Origin of the sequence: Flaviaesturariibacter aridisoli, assembly GCF_004343705.1 — a bacterium.
In the GTDB taxonomy this organism is placed as follows: domain Bacteria; phylum Bacteroidota; class Bacteroidia; order Chitinophagales; family Chitinophagaceae; genus Flavisolibacter; species Flavisolibacter aridisoli.
The window spans coordinates 198,790-217,460 of record NZ_SKFH01000001.1 but is presented as its reverse complement, the minus strand read 5'-3'; the positions used below and the strand labels follow the sequence as shown (position 1 = coordinate 217,460).

The 18,671-nt window shown below is 59.4% G+C and carries 19 protein-coding genes and 1 tRNA gene; 7 read left to right on the top strand and 13 right to left on the bottom strand.

The window, feature by feature from the left end:
* Positions 1–7: 7 nt before the first annotated feature.
* From E0486_RS00990 to E0486_RS00970, 5 genes are all read right to left on the bottom strand, one after another.
* On the bottom strand, positions 8–697 hold the full coding sequence (locus tag E0486_RS00990) for a hypothetical protein (RefSeq protein ID WP_131850266.1): 690 nt from the start codon (positions 695–697) through the stop codon (positions 8–10).
* 31 nt (positions 698–728) lie between these two features.
* Positions 729–1,061 (bottom strand): DUF5763 domain-containing protein, encoded by a 333-nt coding sequence (locus E0486_RS00985; protein WP_131850265.1) that lies wholly within the window; start codon positions 1,059–1,061, stop codon positions 729–731.
* Positions 1,062–1,275: 214 nt separating this feature from the next.
* Positions 1,276–2,166: a carboxypeptidase-like regulatory domain-containing protein gene (locus E0486_RS00980; protein ID WP_131850264.1), complete on the bottom strand. Its 891-nt coding sequence runs from the start codon at positions 2,164–2,166 to the stop codon at positions 1,276–1,278.
* 794 nt (positions 2,167–2,960) lie between these two features.
* A complete protein-coding gene (locus E0486_RS00975; protein ID WP_165917138.1) occupies positions 2,961–3,881 on the bottom strand; it encodes a restriction endonuclease in 921 nt (306 codons plus the stop codon).
* Between the two features lie 5 nt (positions 3,882–3,886).
* Positions 3,887–4,642 carry an HNH endonuclease gene (locus tag E0486_RS00970; RefSeq protein ID WP_131850262.1) on the bottom strand — a complete coding sequence of 252 codons (756 nt, stop codon included), beginning with the start codon at positions 4,640–4,642 and terminating at the stop codon, positions 3,887–3,889.
* A 348-nt stretch (positions 4,643–4,990) separates the two neighbouring features.
* On the opposite strand from E0486_RS00970, the gene E0486_RS00965 reads away from it, so the two are divergent.
* Positions 4,991–6,184, top strand: a complete 1,194-nt coding sequence (locus E0486_RS00965) for a cytochrome-c peroxidase (RefSeq protein ID WP_131850261.1) — start codon at positions 4,991–4,993, stop codon at positions 6,182–6,184.
* A gap of 253 nt (positions 6,185–6,437) precedes the next feature.
* Complete coding sequence (locus E0486_RS00960) at positions 6,438–6,851, top strand: hypothetical protein (RefSeq protein ID WP_243697345.1); 414 nt, start codon at positions 6,438–6,440, stop codon at positions 6,849–6,851.
* Positions 6,852–6,880: 29 nt separating this feature from the next.
* Here the strand turns inward: E0486_RS00960 and E0486_RS19335 are convergent, their stop codons facing one another.
* From E0486_RS19335 to E0486_RS00935, 5 genes are all read right to left on the bottom strand, one after another.
* Positions 6,881–7,117 (bottom strand): GIY-YIG nuclease family protein, encoded by a 237-nt coding sequence (locus E0486_RS19335; protein ID WP_131850260.1) that lies wholly within the window; start codon positions 7,115–7,117, stop codon positions 6,881–6,883.
* A gap of 471 nt (positions 7,118–7,588) precedes the next feature.
* Positions 7,589–7,675 (bottom strand) — tRNA-Ser (locus E0486_RS00950).
* A 132-nt stretch (positions 7,676–7,807) separates the two neighbouring features.
* Positions 7,808–8,161 carry a DUF3127 domain-containing protein gene (locus E0486_RS00945; protein WP_131850259.1) on the bottom strand — a complete coding sequence of 118 codons (354 nt, stop codon included), beginning with the start codon at positions 8,159–8,161 and terminating at the stop codon, positions 7,808–7,810.
* Between the two features lie 173 nt (positions 8,162–8,334).
* Positions 8,335–8,844, bottom strand: a complete 510-nt coding sequence (locus tag E0486_RS00940) for a VIT1/CCC1 transporter family protein (protein ID WP_131850258.1) — start codon at positions 8,842–8,844, stop codon at positions 8,335–8,337.
* Between the two features lie 194 nt (positions 8,845–9,038).
* Positions 9,039–9,806, bottom strand: a complete 768-nt coding sequence (locus tag E0486_RS00935) for a TatD family hydrolase (RefSeq protein WP_131850257.1) — start codon at positions 9,804–9,806, stop codon at positions 9,039–9,041.
* Positions 9,807–9,922: 116 nt separating this feature from the next.
* Between E0486_RS00935 and E0486_RS00930 the strand changes: the two genes are divergently transcribed.
* On the top strand, positions 9,923–10,822 hold the full coding sequence (locus E0486_RS00930) for a hypothetical protein (RefSeq protein WP_165917137.1): 900 nt from the start codon (positions 9,923–9,925) through the stop codon (positions 10,820–10,822).
* Between the two features lie 249 nt (positions 10,823–11,071).
* On the opposite strand, the gene E0486_RS00925 is transcribed toward E0486_RS00930, so the two are convergent.
* Complete coding sequence (locus E0486_RS00925; RefSeq protein WP_131850255.1) at positions 11,072–11,728, bottom strand: polysaccharide deacetylase family protein; 657 nt, start codon at positions 11,726–11,728, stop codon at positions 11,072–11,074.
* Positions 11,729–11,904: 176 nt separating this feature from the next.
* On the opposite strand from E0486_RS00925, the gene gltX reads away from it, so the two are divergent.
* On the top strand, positions 11,905–13,419 hold the full coding sequence (gene gltX / locus E0486_RS00920; RefSeq protein WP_131850254.1) for a glutamate--tRNA ligase: 1,515 nt from the start codon (positions 11,905–11,907) through the stop codon (positions 13,417–13,419).
* 88 nt (positions 13,420–13,507) lie between these two features.
* Here gltX and E0486_RS00915 read toward each other — a convergent pair whose 3' ends face one another.
* Positions 13,508–15,040: a glycosyltransferase family 39 protein gene (locus E0486_RS00915; protein WP_165917136.1), complete on the bottom strand. Its 1,533-nt coding sequence runs from the start codon at positions 15,038–15,040 to the stop codon at positions 13,508–13,510.
* Positions 15,041–15,123: 83 nt separating this feature from the next.
* Between E0486_RS00915 and E0486_RS00910 the strand changes: the two genes are divergently transcribed.
* The 3 genes from E0486_RS00910 to E0486_RS00900 all read left to right on the top strand — a co-directional run bounded on the left by E0486_RS00910 (position 15,124) and on the right by E0486_RS00900 (position 17,997).
* Positions 15,124–15,540, top strand: a complete 417-nt coding sequence (locus tag E0486_RS00910) for a cobalamin B12-binding domain-containing protein (protein WP_131850252.1) — start codon at positions 15,124–15,126, stop codon at positions 15,538–15,540.
* 112 nt (positions 15,541–15,652) lie between these two features.
* Positions 15,653–16,432, top strand: coding sequence for an enoyl-CoA hydratase/isomerase family protein (locus tag E0486_RS00905; protein ID WP_131850251.1), 780 nt, complete (start codon positions 15,653–15,655; stop codon positions 16,430–16,432).
* Between the two features lie 152 nt (positions 16,433–16,584).
* On the top strand, positions 16,585–17,997 hold the full coding sequence (locus E0486_RS00900; RefSeq protein ID WP_131850250.1) for a hypothetical protein: 1,413 nt from the start codon (positions 16,585–16,587) through the stop codon (positions 17,995–17,997).
* Here the strand turns inward: E0486_RS00900 and E0486_RS00895 are convergent.
* On the bottom strand, positions 17,994–18,602 hold the full coding sequence (locus E0486_RS00895; protein ID WP_131850249.1) for a C40 family peptidase: 609 nt from the start codon (positions 18,600–18,602) through the stop codon (positions 17,994–17,996). The genes E0486_RS00900 and E0486_RS00895 overlap by 4 nt on opposite strands.
* Between the last annotated feature and the right edge of the window lie 69 nt (positions 18,603–18,671).

Genomic DNA, 18,671 nt, shown 5'->3' with positions numbered 1-18,671 from the left:
GTGCGTCTCAGGAATAATGAAAGTGGTAGGTATCACCCGCCTCTTCGTACCCGATCACCCGGATCCCGGGCGGCGGCGCCTGTGCGCGCCTGGAATCGGAATGGGGCCATACCAGCACCTGCTCGATGGCAGCGGGGTTTTTCCAGTGGAACCCGTGGATCGCCAGGAGCTCGCTGAAGAAGTCCGGGTCGGCGGCCACGCAGGCGCGGGCCTCGTCGAGCTGCCGCGTCAGCTCGGAAAGCTGGCGTCCGTATTTGAGTTCCCCCAGCACCAGCGCGTCGGTTGCGGTATTGAAGCCGATGATGTCGAGCACCAGCCGGCCGCCGGGCTCCGCCCCCGGCCTGGGCAGGGCCAGTTCGTCGGTCACGAGGCGATAGGGGCAGCCGGCGGGGAGCTCCCCGCGGAGCGCCAGCAGCAGCAGGTGCGCTTGCACCCGCTTCTCGGGAAGCTTGCGGCCGGGATCGGGCAGCGCATCGTAAGCGCTGAAGAGCGCCTGCACCGCTGCTTCGTTGCGGAGTTGGTTGTTGCAAAGTTTCGGGATCCCCGCCTGCGGGCGCTGGGCCTGGTGGGAGATCAGCGCGATGGAGCCCCGGCTTCCGCGGAAGCGGGCCTGGCGCGCCAGCAGCGCCTCGCGGTAGCCGGTATTCAGGGTATGGGCAAGGCGGAAGTAAAACAAGGGTTCCTTGTCTGCAGACATATCAGTTGGTTTGAAGGGACGAATGTAAGCACTATCCATGCTGGTAGCAATAGCCGCCCGCGCCGGCGCGGCGCCGGCAACGGGCGCCCTTCAGCGTGGTGCCGCGGCACTGGCCGTCGCTGGCAGGGGCGACCTCCGCACGCACCGGGACCACCGCGCTGCCGGCACAGAGCTGGCAGGGCCGGCGCCGGTCGGCGACCGCTTTGGAGACGGCCTCCTCGATGATGGCGGTGCTGCAGCGGTTGAGCCCGCGGCAGCTGGCGGAGAAGTGATACGCATAGGCTTTCGGACCGGTGCATACATATACGCTGCGGTCTTGCGGCGGGTGCAGGAAGGCCAGGAAGAACAGGAAGAGCAGGTGCATCGCAGTTGGTTGAAGTCGAAAAAGGCTGCCTGGCCCGAGGCCCCGTTGCTACCCGCGGCCGGAAAATGTAACGGCCGAACAAAAGTCCGGCCGTTCACCTAAACCAACTGCATGTAGAGCACAAACGGCCTCTCCAAGACAGGAACTAAAGATAGGGTTCTTTTGAGAAAAACCAAATCGTTTCCGGCTAACCGTTACCGAAAACGAAAGGTGGTCACAGCGCCGCCTTCACCTTATTGCTCTTCCCGGCCTTCAGCTTCACGTCCTCCAGCGTCTTCTGTGTATAATCCCGGTGCGCGATCGTGATCTTCTTCGTGCCGGGCTCGAGGTCTTTGAGGATGCACTTGCCGTGGGCGTCGGTGATGCCTTTGACGCCGGTGCCTTCGATGCGTACTTCGGCAGCGGCGAGGGGTTGCGCGTCGGGGCCGGAGACGTCGATGACGAGCGAGGTGCCCGAGGTGGCGGCGTCGACGATGATGCGGCTCTTCCAGTATTGCGCATAGAATTCGGGGTCGGTCTTTTCAAATTGCAGCACGAGCTTGTCGATGGTCTTTTTGAGGATGGCGTTGGTCTGGGCAACGAGCTCGGCGGCCAGTTCGCCGGCATCTGAGCGGAGGTTGATGGCGGCGCGGGGCGCGGGCGCTTTGCCATCATAGATGTCGGCCAGGGTGTTGAAGGAATTGAGTACGGCAGCCCTGATGCCGTAATCTTCCAGGCTGGCGAGTTGCCCGCTGGCGACGGTAGCCACGCGGCGCACTTTAGCGAGAAAATCGGCACCGGGAAGCCGGTCGAGGTCGCGGCGGCTGAGCGTCATTTCGCCTTCCAGGACGGCATCGCCTTTTTCGTGGGCCAGGGCCGCGGCCGCGCCGGCGATCACCAACGTATCCTTGCTCAGGAGGTCGCGCTGCTTTTCCTTATCGGTAGTGATGCCAGAGGACACCAGCTTTTCCTCCTCCATCGCTCGTTTTGTTTGCTTCAGAAAATCGATGAAGCGATTTACGGCGGCGCGTAGTGCCGGAAGCCGGTCGATCGTGGCGGCGTATTTCAGGAAAAAGAGGAGCATGACATCCAGCATGCCGACACGTGCGAGGTTGCGCTTGTTCATAAAACTGTGTTTTGATTATGAAGAATGGTAATTCCCAAAGTCGCGTGCTGTTGCTCACAGGTTAACAGGTGTCACATGGGCTCTTTCCCGTTTTGCAGTTATGCCTGGCAGACCGTCACTGCCGTTTGGCAGACTGTCTGCATCGTTCCGGCACGATGTACGTGTCGTTTGGCACGATGTACCGGGCGCCTGGCAGACCGTACACGGCAATTGGCAGACTGCACACGCCGCCTGGCACGATGTACCTTGCTTCTGGCGGACGGTACGTACCGGTTGGCAGACTGTCTGCGCCTCCTGTCAGCCTGTATGCCGCGTTTGGCAGACCGTAAAGGGCCGTTGGCAGACGGTGTATGCCGCACCGCAGACTGCTTCTACGCCGGAACTGAATGCCGCATAGCAATAAAACGTTGAAAATGAGCCACTTTCAAAGGACGATGGATCGGCTGGCGTTGGTCCAGGTTAGTAACAGGTACTGTGTAGATGGTTTGGTTGGCTATCTGAAGTTGGAATAGGAACGGATGCTGGATTCGACAGCTAACTTAAAAAAAGGTTTTGAAACGACATAGGGTTTGGGAAAATATTTTTTTGAATCGTCTTGCTTGTAACTTCTATCCCATTGATTTTTATGGCAAACGGATTAGTCAACGGACCCTCAACAAAGCCAGGCATGAAATCCGGCAGCGGACGTAGTAATAACCTGCCCAAAGGGTCGCCACCGCCTCCGACCCCGAAGGCCGCGCCGAAGGGAAAAGGAAAATAAAAGAACGACCCGCCGGCGCGGGTCGTTTTCTGTATTATTCATTACTGCCCAGAAAGTAGACGGGGTGCAGCGGCAAATAGTTCTTGTCTTCGTCTGTAAGCTGGTGATAGAATTGTCTCCAGAGATCGATCAGCTCTTCGCCATCGATCAATTTGATATGCACATTAGCTTCACGGGCAAAGCGTTCGGCCTCGTTGCTGAATCGACCGCTGGTAACAAAAAGCCCTACCTCCTCTCCTCCATTGATCAGACCTTTCAAACTACGAATGGCATCTGCAGCAATGGGATTCTGCGGGTAATGCTTTACCTGCACTTTGAGGCGGGGGGTTTTGACTCCGAGTGGATCCTGGTAGGCAATGATGTCTATCCCGCCGTCCTTACCCTTGGGCGAAATGAAAGGGGTATAGTAACCCATGGCGCGCAGTAGTGCAGCTACCAGGTCTTGAAACTCGTAGGGATTCTTTTTGACAATAAATTCTTTGATCCCTGAAATGGCTTGCTCTTCCAGCTGGTCGAGGTTCGCCTTCTGTACCTGCACGCTGAAGCCATCCAGCTCAGGCGGTTCGTCGGCAGCTTGCGGTGCCTTGTTGTTTTTTCGGTCGGCGTCCCACTTTCGGTAGGCAGCGGTAGCTGATTCCAATAATTCTACAGGACCATATTTTTTCAAGGCCGACTCTCCTTCCGGTGTAATATACCATACACCTTTGCTTTTACGCAGGTAGCCCGCTTTGGTGGCGTCTACCGTGTAGAAGTGGAGAATCGCAATCCAGCGGACGTAACCGGTCTTCTCATAAATCTCCTTTTCCCAATCCGTCAAACTAAGCCGCTTCCCGGCACGTTCAATCACCTCCTTTCCCGGAAGCCCATTGCCTTCTTCGTTCAGCACCTTAAGTGCCTCATAGAGTGTTTTGGCAGCTGTAGCTTTTGACGGCGATACGTCGCTTAATTGTTTCATGGGCATTATTTTAGCAGCTTCTTTTTTCTTGTTTGCTGTGAATGATCCTGACCACTTGCAAGCCGCTTCTTCAATTCAGAAATGGCCATAAGTTTTTTCCCAGAGTGCACCACCGCATGGCAATTAGGGCAAAGTGGTACCAGATCTTTAGCGACGTCCGTTACACGCTTTTTGCTGTAACCAGCCAGTGGTTTAATATGGTGAACGTGGATTATATCGACGATATCACTTCCATACATTTTCTTAAAGTCAACCGCACATCCGGCACAATAAGGCTTATGCAAAGCCAGGCAAGCTTTACGGGCTTTAGGATCACGCTCATAGCGGTTCACCTGTACCTGTAATAACTTCCCTTCCTGGAATAGCTTCCGATCGATAAGCGCTTCTTCCGTGGTGAGAATATCATGACCAAGCAGACCAGCCTGCGTTACCCATTCTAATTGTTCCATAGCCTTTTTCAGGTTTGGCGACAACTCCCAGCCGAGCTCCCCATAGTTATGAACCGCCGTAAAATAAGCGGGCAATTCGATTCCTGACCTGGTATACGTCTGATTAGGCAAAATGCCCAGTTGCTCACAAAAAGAGCGACCCATGCTTCCTATGTGCAGGTTGGCCGCGCTCTCGTCTTTGTACCCTATTGCCCTGGCGAGTAGCAGAGTATTCAAAAAAGGGCCATAGGCATAATGTCTCAAAAGAATCTTCTTCCGGCCCTCCCCCAATGAGGAAAGCAACGCTGAATATTGGGTAACCGAAATGCGCATAATATTAATTCGAAAACTCTATTTCTTCATTTCACGATGACTGCCCGAAAGTTCAGCACACGCACCGAGGCTCCATGATGTCGAGGGATTTGTTATGGTTTTGATTCAACGCTATCAGATGAGGTTTTAAGAGTTGTGCTGATTTTTTTTTGCAGAGTGGCGGCAATTTAGAAAGAAATGCCGGTACATTCCACCGTATTTCTACGGCATTTTGCCAGCAAAGAGTTTTGGTAACCCGTTCTGTTAGACTCCGAAAACGGCCAATCTGCATCCTTCTGGTGCACTTCCCGCAGGAATTTCCTCCCGTTGCCGTCTAACCTCCAAACCTTCCCGCCAAAAACCGTCCGCATGCGCAAAAGCACACTGATCCTCTCCCTGACCGCAGCCAGCATTGCCCTCATCGTCTCCTGCTCCAAAAAGGAAGGGACCGCGCCGGCAGTGCCCGCCTCCTACCCCGCCGTTGCGGCGGCCTTCGGTGGGAAGATCGACCTCGCCCACCTGGCCAACTACGCGAACCAGGGACGGCCGGCCTACATCGTGAAAGACAACACGGGCGGCAACGCGATCTCCGACGGCAAGGCCACGCTGGGGCGCGTGCTGTTTTACGACAAGGCACTCAGCATCAACAACAGCGTGGCCTGCGCGTCCTGCCACAAGCAGGCCTTTGCCTTCAGCGATACGGCGCTGGTGAGCGCGGGCGTGGAAGGCGGCTCCACCGGGCGGCACTCGATGCGGCTCGTCAACGCGCGGTATGCGCGCGAGGCGAAATTCTTCTGGAACGAGCGGGCGGCCACGCTCGAGCAGCAAACCACGATGCCGATCCAGGACCACGCCGAGATGGGCTTCAGCGGCACGGCGGGCCGGCCGGGTATCGCCACGCTGCTCGCCAAACTCAGCGCCATCGATTACTACCAGGAGCTGTTCCGCTTCGTGTATGGCGATGCGTCCGTTACCGAGGCGCGGCTGCAGGAATGCCTCGCCCAGTTCGTGCGCAGCATCCAGAGCTTCGACTCGAAGTACGACGCGGGCCGCGCGCAGGTGCCCAACGATGGCGCGCCCTTTCCCAACTTCACCGCGCAGGAGAACCAGGGCAAGCAGCTGTTCCTGCAGCCGCCGCAGTTTACGGGCAGCAACCGCAGCGGCGGCGGCCTCGGCTGCAACGGCTGCCACAACGCCCCCGAGTTCGACATCGACCCGGCTACCCGCAACAACGGGATCATCGGCGTCATCGGCGGTGCGGGCCTCGACCTGGGCAACACCCGCGCTCCTTCCCTGCGCGACCTGCTGCGCCCCGGCGGCGGAGGCAACGGACCGATGATGCACACCGCGGTGTTCACCAGCATCCAGCAGGTGCTCGGGCATTACGGCAACATCAACGTGGCGCCCGGCAACAACAACCTCGACCCACGGCTGATGCCGGGCGGCAACGGCCAGCGGCTCAACCTGACGGCGGCGGAAGTGAACGCGGTGACGGCCTTTTTACAAACGCTGAGCGGCACGGCGCTGTATACGGATGCGAAGTGGAGTGATCCCTTCCGATGAGCATTCCCGGGAGAAAGAACCCCGCCAGGGCGGGGCAGGCCGCAGATTTTTTATGATTTTTAGGATTGACGCAGATTTTTTTCTTGCGCCAGGGTCCTAAAGGTTGGCACTTTCTGCTACCCGGTACTTGTATGATGGTTTGTAGGATGGGTGCCCGTTGTGTCGTTGTGCCGTTGCGAACGGTCGGCGCTTTTTGGGGGCTGCCTGTAACCTTTTGCCGGCATGCGGACACTATATACCAAAACCGCAAACTATGGCAACCCTTTCCGCTCCTTACACGGCACCCGCCCACGTGGCCGGCGCCGATCCCGCCCAGCGGGCCGCGACGATCCTTCGGTTCACCTATGGGCTGGTGCCCATCGTGGCCGGGGCCGACAAGTTCTTCCACGTGCTCACCGACTGGAACCAGTACCTCGCGCCGCAGATCGCCAGCATCGTACCAGCGTCCACATTCATGAGCATCGTGGGGGTCATCGAGATCGTAGCGGGCATCCTCGTGCTGGTCCGGCCGAAGGTGGGCAGCCTCATTGTTGCGCTGTGGCTGCTGGGCATCGCGGTCAACCTCGTGCTGACCGGCAAATATTTCGATGTGGCCGTGCGCGACACGGTGATGGCCATCGGCGCTTATTGCCTGCACTTGTTGTGGCAGGAACGGCCGAAGGCCTGATTTCAGGGCGGGGAAGGTCCCACCTGCATTCATACAAAATGCCTCCGCGCAAAGGCCCTACCCGACCCGGTCTTCAGGTAATCTTCCAGCTGAAGGGCTTTGTACTTGTCGGGTAACCCGATCACGGCAACAACGGTAAACGGAAGACGGCTGGCGGTAAATTTTACCTCACCCCGACGGTGGCGCCCCATACGTTCCTTAAAATCGCAGGTGCATCCGACATAATACTTTCCATCTGTGCAACGGAGAATGTAAACGTACTGCATCAGTCAAAGCTGCACCCTCCAGCCGACCCCGCCATGGGAAAAAGCCCGGGAAAAAATGGTTTTTTTCTAATTGAAAATGCGGTTTTGGCCTTTGGCAACCGGAGCCCGCCTTCGCGCTGCGCGCTTCGGCGGGCGGGGACCGCTGTTGTTCTTCGCGCGTCGGTGGTCGGGGACCGCTGTTGTTCTTCGCGCGTCGGTGGTCGGGGACCGCTGTTGCTCTTCGCGCTTCGGCGGTCGGGGACCGCTGTTGCTCTTCGCGCTTCGGCGGTCGGGGACCGCTGTTGCTCTTCGCGCGTCGGTGGTCGGGGACCGCTGTTGTTCTTCGCGCTTCGGTGGTCGGGGACCGCTGTTGCTCTTCGAGCTTCGGTAGATTTCCCGGTGCGGACTCCGTCCGCCGTAGCCCGCCCCAAGGGCAGCAGGCTTCGAAAATAAAAAGCCCGCCTTCGCTCTTCGAGCTTCGGCGGGCGGAGGCGGAGACGGCGAGATTCGAACTCGCGATACAGTTTCCCGTATACACACTTTCCAGGCGTGCTCCTTCAACCACTCGGACACGTCTCCTGTTTTAGGACGGCAAAGATAGGCGATTTCGGGAACCGGCAATCGGGAATCGGGAAAGAATTCGTCCGGGATACGGGAAAGTACCCGCCCTGAAGGCCCTTCCGTTGCCGATTCGCGATGGCCGCTTGCCGATCAAAACGGCAGGTCTTCGTTGCCCATATCGCCGGGAGGGAAGTCGTGGTAGGTGTCGCCGGTGCTCGGGACGGGGCCCTGGGCCGCGGCGGCGGCGGGCTGCACGCGCCAGGCCTTTACGTCGGTGTACCAGCGGCCGTTGAACTCGCGGCTTTCCACGTCGAAATCAAAGTTGAGCATCGAGCCCGGCTGGAGCAGGGAGGCATCGATCTTGTCGCCCCAGATGGAAATGCAGACCTTCTTGGGATAGGTGCCCTCGGTTTCGACGATGACGTCCTGCTTTTTCCACTGTCCGTTCTTGCCGTTGCCCGTTTGCAGCGGCAGCAATTGTATGAGTTTTGCGGTGAGTTGCATGCGTTGAAGTTAGGCGGCAAACATAAGCCAACTTTCCGGTCCAACCGGGAGCAAACGACTATAAATGGGTTTAGGGGTTCTGAGGGTTCTTAAGGTTCTGACGGTTTTTGGGCTGAAGGCCAGCGGTAAGCTTCCTATAGAACCTTAAGAACCTTGAAAACCTTAAAAACCTATCAGGTTGTTCCCAGCCAGAGGCCTACGGCGAACACCACCCCGCCGCCGACGATGACCTGCCCGACGGTTTTGGCGAGGGGCGTGTCCATGAACTTGTAGCGGATCCAGGCGATGCCGAGGAGCTCGAGGATGACCACGAAGTAGGCCAGGTGCAGGGCGGCCGAGAGGTCGCCCAGGAGGAAGGGCAGGGTGTGGAGCATTCCCCCCAGCAACGTGGCGGCCCCGGTGATGAGGCCGCGCCCCAGCGGCGAGCCGCGGCCGGTGACCTTGCCGTCGTCGGACAGCGCCTCGGCGAGTCCCATTGAAATGCCCGCTCCCAGCGAGGCCGCCAGCCCCACGTAGAACGCGCTCATCCCGTTGTGGGTGATGCCGGCCGTGGCAAACAGCGGCGCCAGCGTCGATACGGAGCCGTCCATCAGGCCCAGCAGCGCCGGCTGCACTTTCTGGATCACAAAGTCGTGGCGCGCCCGGTCGTAGGACGCTGGTGTGGCAGGAGGCACGGTTTCCATTCTGAGGCTTTGCGACAGAAGGGAAAATATTGTACCAGCAGGAGGCGGGAGGCGTCCATCGTGAGGCGTGAGGCGTGAGGCGTGAAGCGTGAGGCGTGAGGCGTGAGGCGTGAGGCGTCCATCGTGAATGCAATTCCCAAATTTCATCCTTTCCCATTTTAGCCCCTTTCCTTCGGGAAGGGGTTGGGGATGGGTCATTCGGGGGCCAGCCCAAACAACGCCCGGGCGTTTCTCGTCGTTACCTCCGCCACTTCCAGCAAGCTTTTCCCCGTCACTTCGGCCAGTTTTTCGGCTACGTGGCGCAGGTAGGATGGCTCGTTGCGCTTGCCGCGGAAGGGCACCGGCGCCAGGTAGGGCGCGTCGGTCTCCAGCACGAGTTGTTCCAGGCCGGTGGCCGCCACCACCTTGTCGAGGCCCGAATTCCTGAAGGTGAGCACCCCGCCGATACCCAGGTAAAAGCCGAGTCCAATGAGCGCCTCTGCTTCTTCCAGCGTGCCGCCGAAGCAGTGAAACACACCGCGGAGGCCCGGGTACTGCCGCACCACTTCAATGGCCTCGGCCGTAGCGTTGCGCGAGTGCACGGCGATGGGTACCCCGTATTCGAGGGCGATGCCGATCTGCTGGTGAAAAGCGCTGTATTGCTGCTCCGTAAAGGTCTTGTCCCAGTAAAAGTCGAGACCGATCTCCCCCACCGCGCAAAAGCGGCGCTCCGAGAAGTAGCGGCGCACGAGGGCCAGCTCCTCTTCAAAATTGGCCGCCACCGAGCAGGGATGAAGACCCATCATGGCGCGGCATTCGGGATGGGCCGCCTCCAGCTCCAGCACCGCGGCGTGGGTTTCGGAGTCGATCGCCGGCAGCAGGATCTCCGTCACGCCGGCTGTGCGGCAGCGCTCCAGCAATTCGGGCCATTGCTCCCGGAACTCGGGCAGGTACAGGTGGGCGTGGGTGTCGATCAGGGTCATAGCGGGCAAAGCTGGGAAAATATTTTTTAAGATACCTTTAAACCTTCCCCGGGAGGGCGTCTCTTAAGGAGGACCAACCCGCTAAGCGGCATCGTTTGAGCCGTCCTAATTGCATCATGATGTACCGAACTTTTTCCAGATACGCGTTTTTCCTTGCACTGTTCGGCCTGTTCCTCGGCTGCAAAAAAGAGCGCAGCCAGTCCGACCTGACCGAGCAGGAAGAGCTGCAGATCGCCCTGGCAGCGGTGCGCGGGGATGCCCAGGTCTCGTTTGCCCGCGAAGAGGTGTTCGATAACGTGCTCGGTGTCAACACCGACGTAGGGATCGGCGGCACCGGCATCTTCGGCCGCCGGCTGAGCCCGGACAGCCTGGCCTGCGTTACGATCACCCTGCAGCACCTGGGCAGCGGCGCCTTCCCGCTGCGCGTCACCCTCGATTTCGGCAGCGGCTGCACCGCCCGCGACGGCCGCAACCGCTCCGGCAGGATCATGATCGAGTATACAGGCCGCCTCACCGAGCCCGGCGCCCAGGCCACTACCACCTTCGACAACTACCACATCGATTCCCTGGCGATCAGCGGCACCCACCTGCTCCAAAATGTAACCCCACCCGGCACCGGGCCGGTTTCGGGCCGCCGGTACCTCATCACGGTCACCGACGGACGGATCGAGCGGCCCAACGGCAGCTATGTGCAGTGGAGCGGCCAGCGCCAGCTCCAGCAGACCGAAGGCTTCGCCACGCCCCACCCTTCCGACGACGTCTTTTCCGTTACCGGCGGCGCCACCGGTACGCTCCGCACCGGCAACCTCATCAGCACCTGGACCTCCCGGATCGAGAGCCCGCTGCGCAAAAGTTTCGACTGCCGATGGATCCGCCAGGGAACCGTGCGCACCCATCGCGGACTGGGCTCCGGCGGTGGCCGCTGGGATGGATTACTCGACTACGGAGGGGGCAATTGCGACAACTCAGCCAGCTTCACGCTAAATAATTCCACTTACCAAATTAGTTTGCCGTAATACTAAAAACCTATACTTTTGACCTAGTTTTCATAGGGTACGGATTAAAAACGGGCCAGGGTATCAACCCCGGCCCTTCTTGTTCCAGGATAGGACAGGCCCGGCCCAGCCCCCTGTCCCCCGAAGGGGGCACTTAGGCTGAAAAGCTTTGCTTGCTGGGACACTCCTAAAGTTGCCCATTCAAATATTCAACGAACATAGAAAGTAATGGGTTTGTATGATGATGCGGATCTACAGAGAAGCATCCGTCTAAGTGCCCCCTTCGGGGGACAGGGGGCCGATCGCTTTCATCTGAAATCCCTTTTCGCGGAAAGACCGTAGAACTACGGGAAGCGTCTCTTTCAGATTCGGCCAGGCCTTGTCGCTGTCGTGAAACACGATGATGGAACCGGGTACGGTATGGGCAAGCACATTGGCGATGCATTCCTGCGGTGTGATGGACTGATCGAAGTCGGCGCTGAGCACGTCCCACATGATCACCCTCGGTGCCGGCCGCCCCATGGCGGGCGCGAGCCCGCGGGCCTGCGCCGCGCGGATGCGGCCGTAGGGCGGGCGAAAGAGATCCGAAGAAATACGGGCCGCCGCCAGCCGCACGTTATCGAGGTAATCGCGCGTATCGGTCTTCCAGCCGTTGCGGTGGTTTTCGGTGTGGTTGCCCACGGCGTGACCTTCCGTAGTAATACGTGCGAAGACCCCGGGATGCAGGGCCACGTTCTTACCGATACAGAAGAAGGTGCCTTTGGCCCCATGCTCCGCCAGCAGGTCGAGCACCCAGGGCGTGATGACCGGATGCGGCCCGTCGTCGAAGGTGAGGTAGACCGTGTTGCCGGCCGCCGGCGCATCCCACTCGTAGCGGGAAAAAAGGCGCTTAACCAGCCAAGGCGTTTTGATGAAGTAGCGGTGCACGGGGCGAAGGTACAGGCCGGGCAGCAGGATGCGTGAAGCGTGAGTCGCGAAGCGCGGAAGCGGAACGTCCCGCACCTGCTGTGGGACATTCGCCGTTATGGGCGTAGGCTTTCAGGGCTGACGCTTCACGCCTCACGTTGTCCGTCCGCGATTCACGATTGACGTACTTTTGCCCCATGTCGAAAAAAGTCCGTGTTCGCTTTGCGCCGAGCCCTACAGGCGGCCTTCACCTGGGGGGCGTGCGCACCGTGTTGTACAACTACCTGTTCGCCCGCCGCCACGGCGGCGACTTCGTGCTCCGCATCGAAGACACCGACCAGAGCCGCTATGTGCCCGGCGCCGAAGAATACATTTACGAAACCCTCAGCTGGTGCGGCCTCGAACCCGACGAAAGCCCCCGGAAGGGCGGTGCCTTCGGCCCCTACCGCCAGAGTGAGCGCAAGGAGCTGTACCGCGCCTACGCCGAACGCCTGGTGTCGGAAGGGAAAGCTTACTACGCGTTCGACACGCCCGAAGAACTCGACGCGATGCGCACGCGCCTCCGCACCGACAGCAACCCTACGCCACAATACGACCGCCATGTGCGCGGGCAGATGCGCAACTCGCTGAACCTCCCCGAAGCGGAAGTCCGCGCGCTGCTCGACGGCGGCACGCCCCACGTGGTGCGGATCCAGATGCCCGAAGGCGAAACGCTCACCTTCACCGACATGATCCGCGGTGCCGTCTCCTTCGACACGGCCACTGTAGACGATAAAGTATTGCTCAAGGCCGACGGCATGCCCACCTACCACCTGGCCGTGGTGGTGGACGACCACCTGATGAAGATCACCCACGCCTTCCGCGGCGAGGAGTGGCTCCCTTCCGCTCCGGTGCACATCCTCCTGTGGCGCTGGCTCTTCGGCGAAGACGCGATGCCCCAATGGGCCCACCTGCCGCTCATCCTCGGCCCCAGCGGCAAGCTGTCGAAGCGTGATGGGGCGAAGTACGGCTTCCCCGTGTTCGCCGCCACCTGGAACGACCCCAAGAGCGGCGAGCAGACCGAAGGCTTCCGCGAGCGCGGCTTCCTGCCCGAGGCTTTTGTGAACCTGCTGGCCCTCCTCGGCTGGAACGACGGCACCGAGCAGGAGCTCTTCTCGCTCGACGAGCTCGTGCAGCGCTTCCAGATGGAAAAAGTGCACAAGGGTGGTGCGCAGTTCAACTTTGAAAAAGCCCAGTGGTTCAACCACGAATGGATCAAGCGCAGCCCGGCACAGCGCCTGCTGCCCGACGTAAAGGCCCTCTTTGCCGGGAAAGGCATTGCCACCGAAGACGGCAAGCTCGCCACCGTGATCGACCTCGTCAAGGAACGCTGCACCGTACTGCCCGACTTTGCGACGCAGGCGGGCTTCTTCTTTACAGCGCCCGCCGAATGGGATACGGCAGCCTTCGCCGCCAAGTGGACGCCCGAGAAGCGCGCCTTCTTCGAGCACTACGCCGACCGTATTTCTACGGCTACCGACGCGACCAGCTTCGAATCGCTGTTCAAGCAATGCGCCGAAGCAGCCGGCATCAAGCCCGGCGAGTTGCAGCTGCCCCTGCGCATCATGCTGGTGGGTGGCAAATTCGGCCCCCCCGTGTTCGCCATCGCCGAAGTGCTGGGCGCGGAAGAGACGATCGAACGGATCCGGAAGGTGCTGCCGACACTGGGATAGATGCGCGCGGATAACGCAGAAAGCCAAAGGCGTCGCTTGCGCGACGCCTTTGGCGTCATTGCGAGCGCAGCGAAGCAATGACGGCGCGCTACTCCCCAAACTCCGCCTTCATCGCCCGGAGGCCTCTTTCCGCCATCCGGAAGGCAGCGGTATCGGCGTTCTCAAAAAAGAGGATGGGACTTCCGTATTGCCGCGAGTAAGGGTTGGTGCAGGAGTCCACACGGATGATCTTTTCAAAATGTTCGAATACTTCGTCTCCCCTTTCCGGGGCGCTTTCGCCCACGAACAAAAGGTGGCGGTAGGGCAGCGTGTCGGGGATCCAGAGCAGGAAGGTGCCATTGTCGCAAATGACGCGGCGGCGGAACGACGTATCCTCAACGTGGTACAGCAGGCTACCGGCAAAGCCGTAGTTGCGGGCGTAGATCACGGTGCTGTCGCGCAGCGGGCTGGGCAACGCATCGTAGTAGTCGTAAGCCTTGCGGGCAAGCTCGTCCCAGCCGATCATGTCGGCAAAGTCCTGTTGCAGGAGGTGGTTGTGCTGGTCTTCCCATTTCAGCACGCCTTTGTCGGCGAGTCCCCAGCGCTTGTTGAATGCCGCCATGGCGGCAGGCGGTTGCAGCGGCAGGAGCAGCCAGATCATCGGCAGCCCCAGCACGATCATGGCGAGCGGTACCAGCACCCGTAGCACTACGGGACGCCGCAGTTTTTCCTCGAGCCATACCCCGCCTGCCGCCAGCAGCATCGGGTAGATGCCTACCGAGTAATAGCCTTTCGCCGAGCCGAGTACGAGCAGGAAGATGATGCCGATGTACAACCAACCGAAAGCACGAAAGCGGGCGTGCCTCAGCAGCCAGTACAACCCGCCCAGCAGGATCGCCGCTGCCGGCAGGAACATCTTCACCTGCTCCAGGAGGAAGTCGGACTTATTCAGGTATTTGAGCTGCGTTTCGCGCAGTTCGGCCATATGGTGCGCCAGCGGCCAGTGGTGGCGGTATTGCCAGAGTACATTGGGTAAAACGATCAGGGCGCCGAGGCCCGCGGCGAGCCAGAAGTCGCGCCGGCCGAGGAGCCGCCGCTGCGGTGTGAGCAGGAGAGCGATAAAGAGCGCCACAATGTAGAACAGCACCGAGTATTTGCCCCACCAGCCGAGGGCCAGCACCACGGCGAGCGCATAGAGGTCGGCACGGCGTTCGTGCAGCAGGTAGCGCTGCAGGTAGAGGCAGGCGGCCGTCCAGAAAAAGACGTCGAGGATGGTCGGCTGAAAGAGGATGTGGATGCGCAGGAACACCGACAGCAGGTAGCCGATGCCCGCCAGCAGCAGCGCGTAGAAGCCGCCGCCGAATCCTTTGACGAGCCGGAACAGCAACCACAAGGTGGCCGCCCCGAAGAGTGCCGGCCAGAGCCGGATGACGAACAGCGAGCCGCCCAGCGCCGCGCTGATGCGGGCCAGGAGGCCGAGCAGCGGCGGGTTTTCAAGAAAGCCCCAGTCGAGGTGACGGCCCTGCTCGAAATACAGGTATTCGTCGCGGTGCAGGCCAAAGGCGTTGCTCGACAGCAAAAAGGGCAGCAGCAGCTTTATCGTAATGAGCGCGCCTGCCAGCCATTTTTCGTTCCGGTTCATAGCGGCAAGGTAAGGCAGCAGACCCATCCCCCAACCCCTCCCCAAAGGGAAGGGGAGCACATTAACCCTTACATTTGTCGCCTATGGATACGCTCAATCGTCCCATTCGTGTGCTGGTGGCCAAAGTAGGCCTCGACGGCCACGACCGCGGTGCCAAAGTGATCGCCACGGCCCTGCGCGACGCCGGTATGGAGGTGATCTACACCGGCCTGCGCCAGACACCCGAGATGGTGGTGGCGGCCGCCTTGCAGGAAGACGTCGACGCCATCGGCATCTCCATCCTTTCCGGCGCCCACATGACCGTGTTTCCGAAGGTTCGCGCCCTGATGGAAGAAAAAGGCCTGCACGACGTGCTGCTCACCGGCGGCGGCATCATCCCCGACGAAGACATGCAGACCCTGCAGCAAAAAGGAGTAGGTAAGCTGTTTGCACCGGGCACTTCTACCGCTGACATTGCAGGCTATATTACCAGCTGGGTGAAAGAGCACCGGGCGTTCTAGTTGATTAGTCTATTGGTTAACTGGTTAACTGGCAACCTGCTACCTACCGGTCATGGACCTACAAACCTTTCAAAACTCCCAAAACCTTCAAAACCATCAAAACCTTTCCTTCATGTATCAAACGCTTTTGACGTCTCTCGAAAACGGCATTCTGACGGTAACGATCAATCGTCCGGAAAAGCTCAATGCATTGAATAAAGACGTCATCACGGAGCTGGCGTCGGTGATCAGCGAGATCGAGAACAACAACGAGATCCGCTCGGCCATCATTACCGGTGCGGGGCCGAAAAGCTTCGTGGCCGGGGCCGATATCAGCGAGTTCGTGGGCCTGTCGAAAGAAGAAGGGGAAAACCTCGCCCGCCATGGGCAGGAGACGGTATTCAACCGCATCGAGCGCAGTGCCAAGCCGATCGTGGCGGCCGTCAACGGCTTCGCCCTCGGCGGCGGCTGCGAGCTGGCTATGAGCTGCCACTTCCGCCTCGCCAGTGACAATGCGCGCTTCGGGCAGCCCGAAGTGAACCTCGGCCTCATCCCCGGCTACGGCGGCACGCAGCGCCTTGTGCAGCTGGTGGGCAAAGGCCGCGCCCTGGAGCTGCTGCTCTCCGGCAACATGGTCGACGCTGCCACTGCCGCACAGTGGGGCCTCGTTAACCACGTTACCACGCCCGACGAACTGCTCGCCAAAACCCGCGCGCTGCTCGACACCATCAACAGCAAAGCACCCATCGCTGTCGCGCACTGCATCGCGGCCGCCAATGCCGTGTACGACGAGTCGCAGAACGGCTATGAAACCGAGATCCGGGCATTCGGTGAAAGTTTTGCCACCGACGACATGCGCGAAGGCACATCGGCCTTCCTGGAAAAAAGAAAGCCGGCTTTCACCGGCAAATAAACAATAGAGCTTTCCCAACAAAGCGCCCGCCCTCCACGGGCGCTTTTGCTTTCAGGGTCCTGGCAGCGCTTCCGGACTGGTCCAACTAAAAACACAGGGCAGCCGCCCCGCACCGGAAAGCTTATTTTCGTACACCAAATCTGACCTGCGCCGTGAGAAAATTCCGCCTGCTTGTACTCCTGCTTGCCCTGTCGCTGGCGACATCCGCACAGCTAGCTGCCAAAATCGACTCCATACAGCGCAAGATCAACGGGACCGGGGAGACGTACCCGCAATTCCGTCTGCGCGCCGGCCTCATTGCGCTTTTGCTGGCAGACGGCCAGTTGGACCGCGCCCATTTGCATGTAGATACGCTCTTGCTGGACGCGGCTCGTTCGGGCAACGATAGTTTAAAAATGATTTCCTATTGCAGCGCAGCTGGCTACTTTGATTGGCGCACCGAATCCCGGCCGGAAATGGAATACTTGCTTAAGGCTTTACGGATCGCAGAGGCGAAATATCCAACGCAGATTACCGGGATTGAACTCGGCCTTGCTTCGATGTACATTGACCTTAAGAACTACAGGGAATCCCTGCGATACCTGCAGCGGGTGCGCGCAAGAATCAGCAGCAAAGACCCAGCGTTTACAAGCGTGCAATACTTCACAGCCATTGTCTACCAGTATACCCGTCAGCTGGATTCAGCACTTTACTATGCCCAGCCTTGCTTCGACCTGATGCAGAAAAACCGGGATCCCCGGGGAAAAATCATGGCGTCTATAATTGCACAAGCTTATGCTGCGAAAGGCAACGACATCCTGGCGGATAGCTATTTCCAGAACAGTATCGATACTACCGGTAACAGCCGCACTTTCATCGATGCCCTAACTGCAAAATTTTACAGCGAGTACCTCTTTCAAAAGGGAAGGATGGCAGAAGCGCGCCGGATGGCGCTGCAGGGTATGGAAAGCGCCCGGGCAAGCCAGGCCAAAGGCCCCCTGCTTGAGAACGTAGCGCAGTTGCAGAACATATACAGCAGCATGCATCGTTATGACAGCGCCTTTCATTACGCTACGCTGCAGTTAGCTTACCAAGACTCCTTGTTTAACAGCGATAAATTGAATGCGATCAAGGATATGGCACTCAACGAAACACTCCACGAGCAGGAAGAGGCAGTTAAGCGTGCCGAAGCCGAAGAAGAGCGCCAGCACAACCTGCAATATGCCGCTATCGCCCTTGCACTGGTAACCATCATCGCTGGTTTCCTGGCGTTCAGCCATACTGCCGTTGCCAACGAAAAGACCATCCGCTTCCTGGGCATTGTTTCCCTGCTCATCCTGTTTGAGTTTCTCAATCTCCTGCTCCACCCTTACATCGGATCGGCCACACACCATTCGCCTGTATGGATGCTGGTGATTATGGTGGTCCTGGCGGCGATCCTTGTACCGCTGCACCACAAAGTGGAACACTGGCTGACGCATAAGCTCGTGGCAAAAAACAACCGCATCCGGCTCGCCCGCGCCCAGCGGATGATTCGGGAATTGCAAACAAAGGAATCACCGGTTTCGGAACAAGGGCCCGCTTAGGGAAACACACGCGCCACCCGCACAAAGCGGCCCTTGTAGTAGTCGTTGAAGGGGGTGATGGTAACACCCATCGCCTTACCCGAAGTGGAGTGGATAAAGCGCAACCCCTCGGGGCCCCGGTCTACCACGATGCCCATGTGGCCCACGTGCCGCTCCAGCGGGTTGGTGCCGGTAAAAAGTATAAGATCGCCGGGACGGGCGGCCAGCGTGTCGACCGTTTGCCCCACACCTGTAAAGTCGACGGAGGAACGGGGTACGCTGATACCGAAGTGGTTGAATACATGGGTGATGAAGCCCGAGCAGTCGAAACCCACTTTCGGGTCGGTGCTGCCGTACACGTAGGGCGTGCCGATCAGCGTTTGGGCAAAAGCCAGCAATTGTGCCGGCGCCACGCCTTTCGTATCCACAGTGCCCTTGTAGGATTCGGTGTGCAGCGGCGTATCGTTTACCACGGTGCCGTCGGTGGGCATGCTGTCGCGGAAGGCGGCGCCCGAATCGCTTTGCATCAGCGTATCGGTAACCACCGCCTCCTGGTAACGGGGATCGTTGGCCGGGCCGCCACAGGCGGTTGCCGCCAACAGCAGCAAGATGAGAAAGCTCCGCATACTGCCGTAAAATCCAAAACCGCACCACAAAAAAGAACCCCCGGCAGATTGCCAGGGGTCTTTTTTATT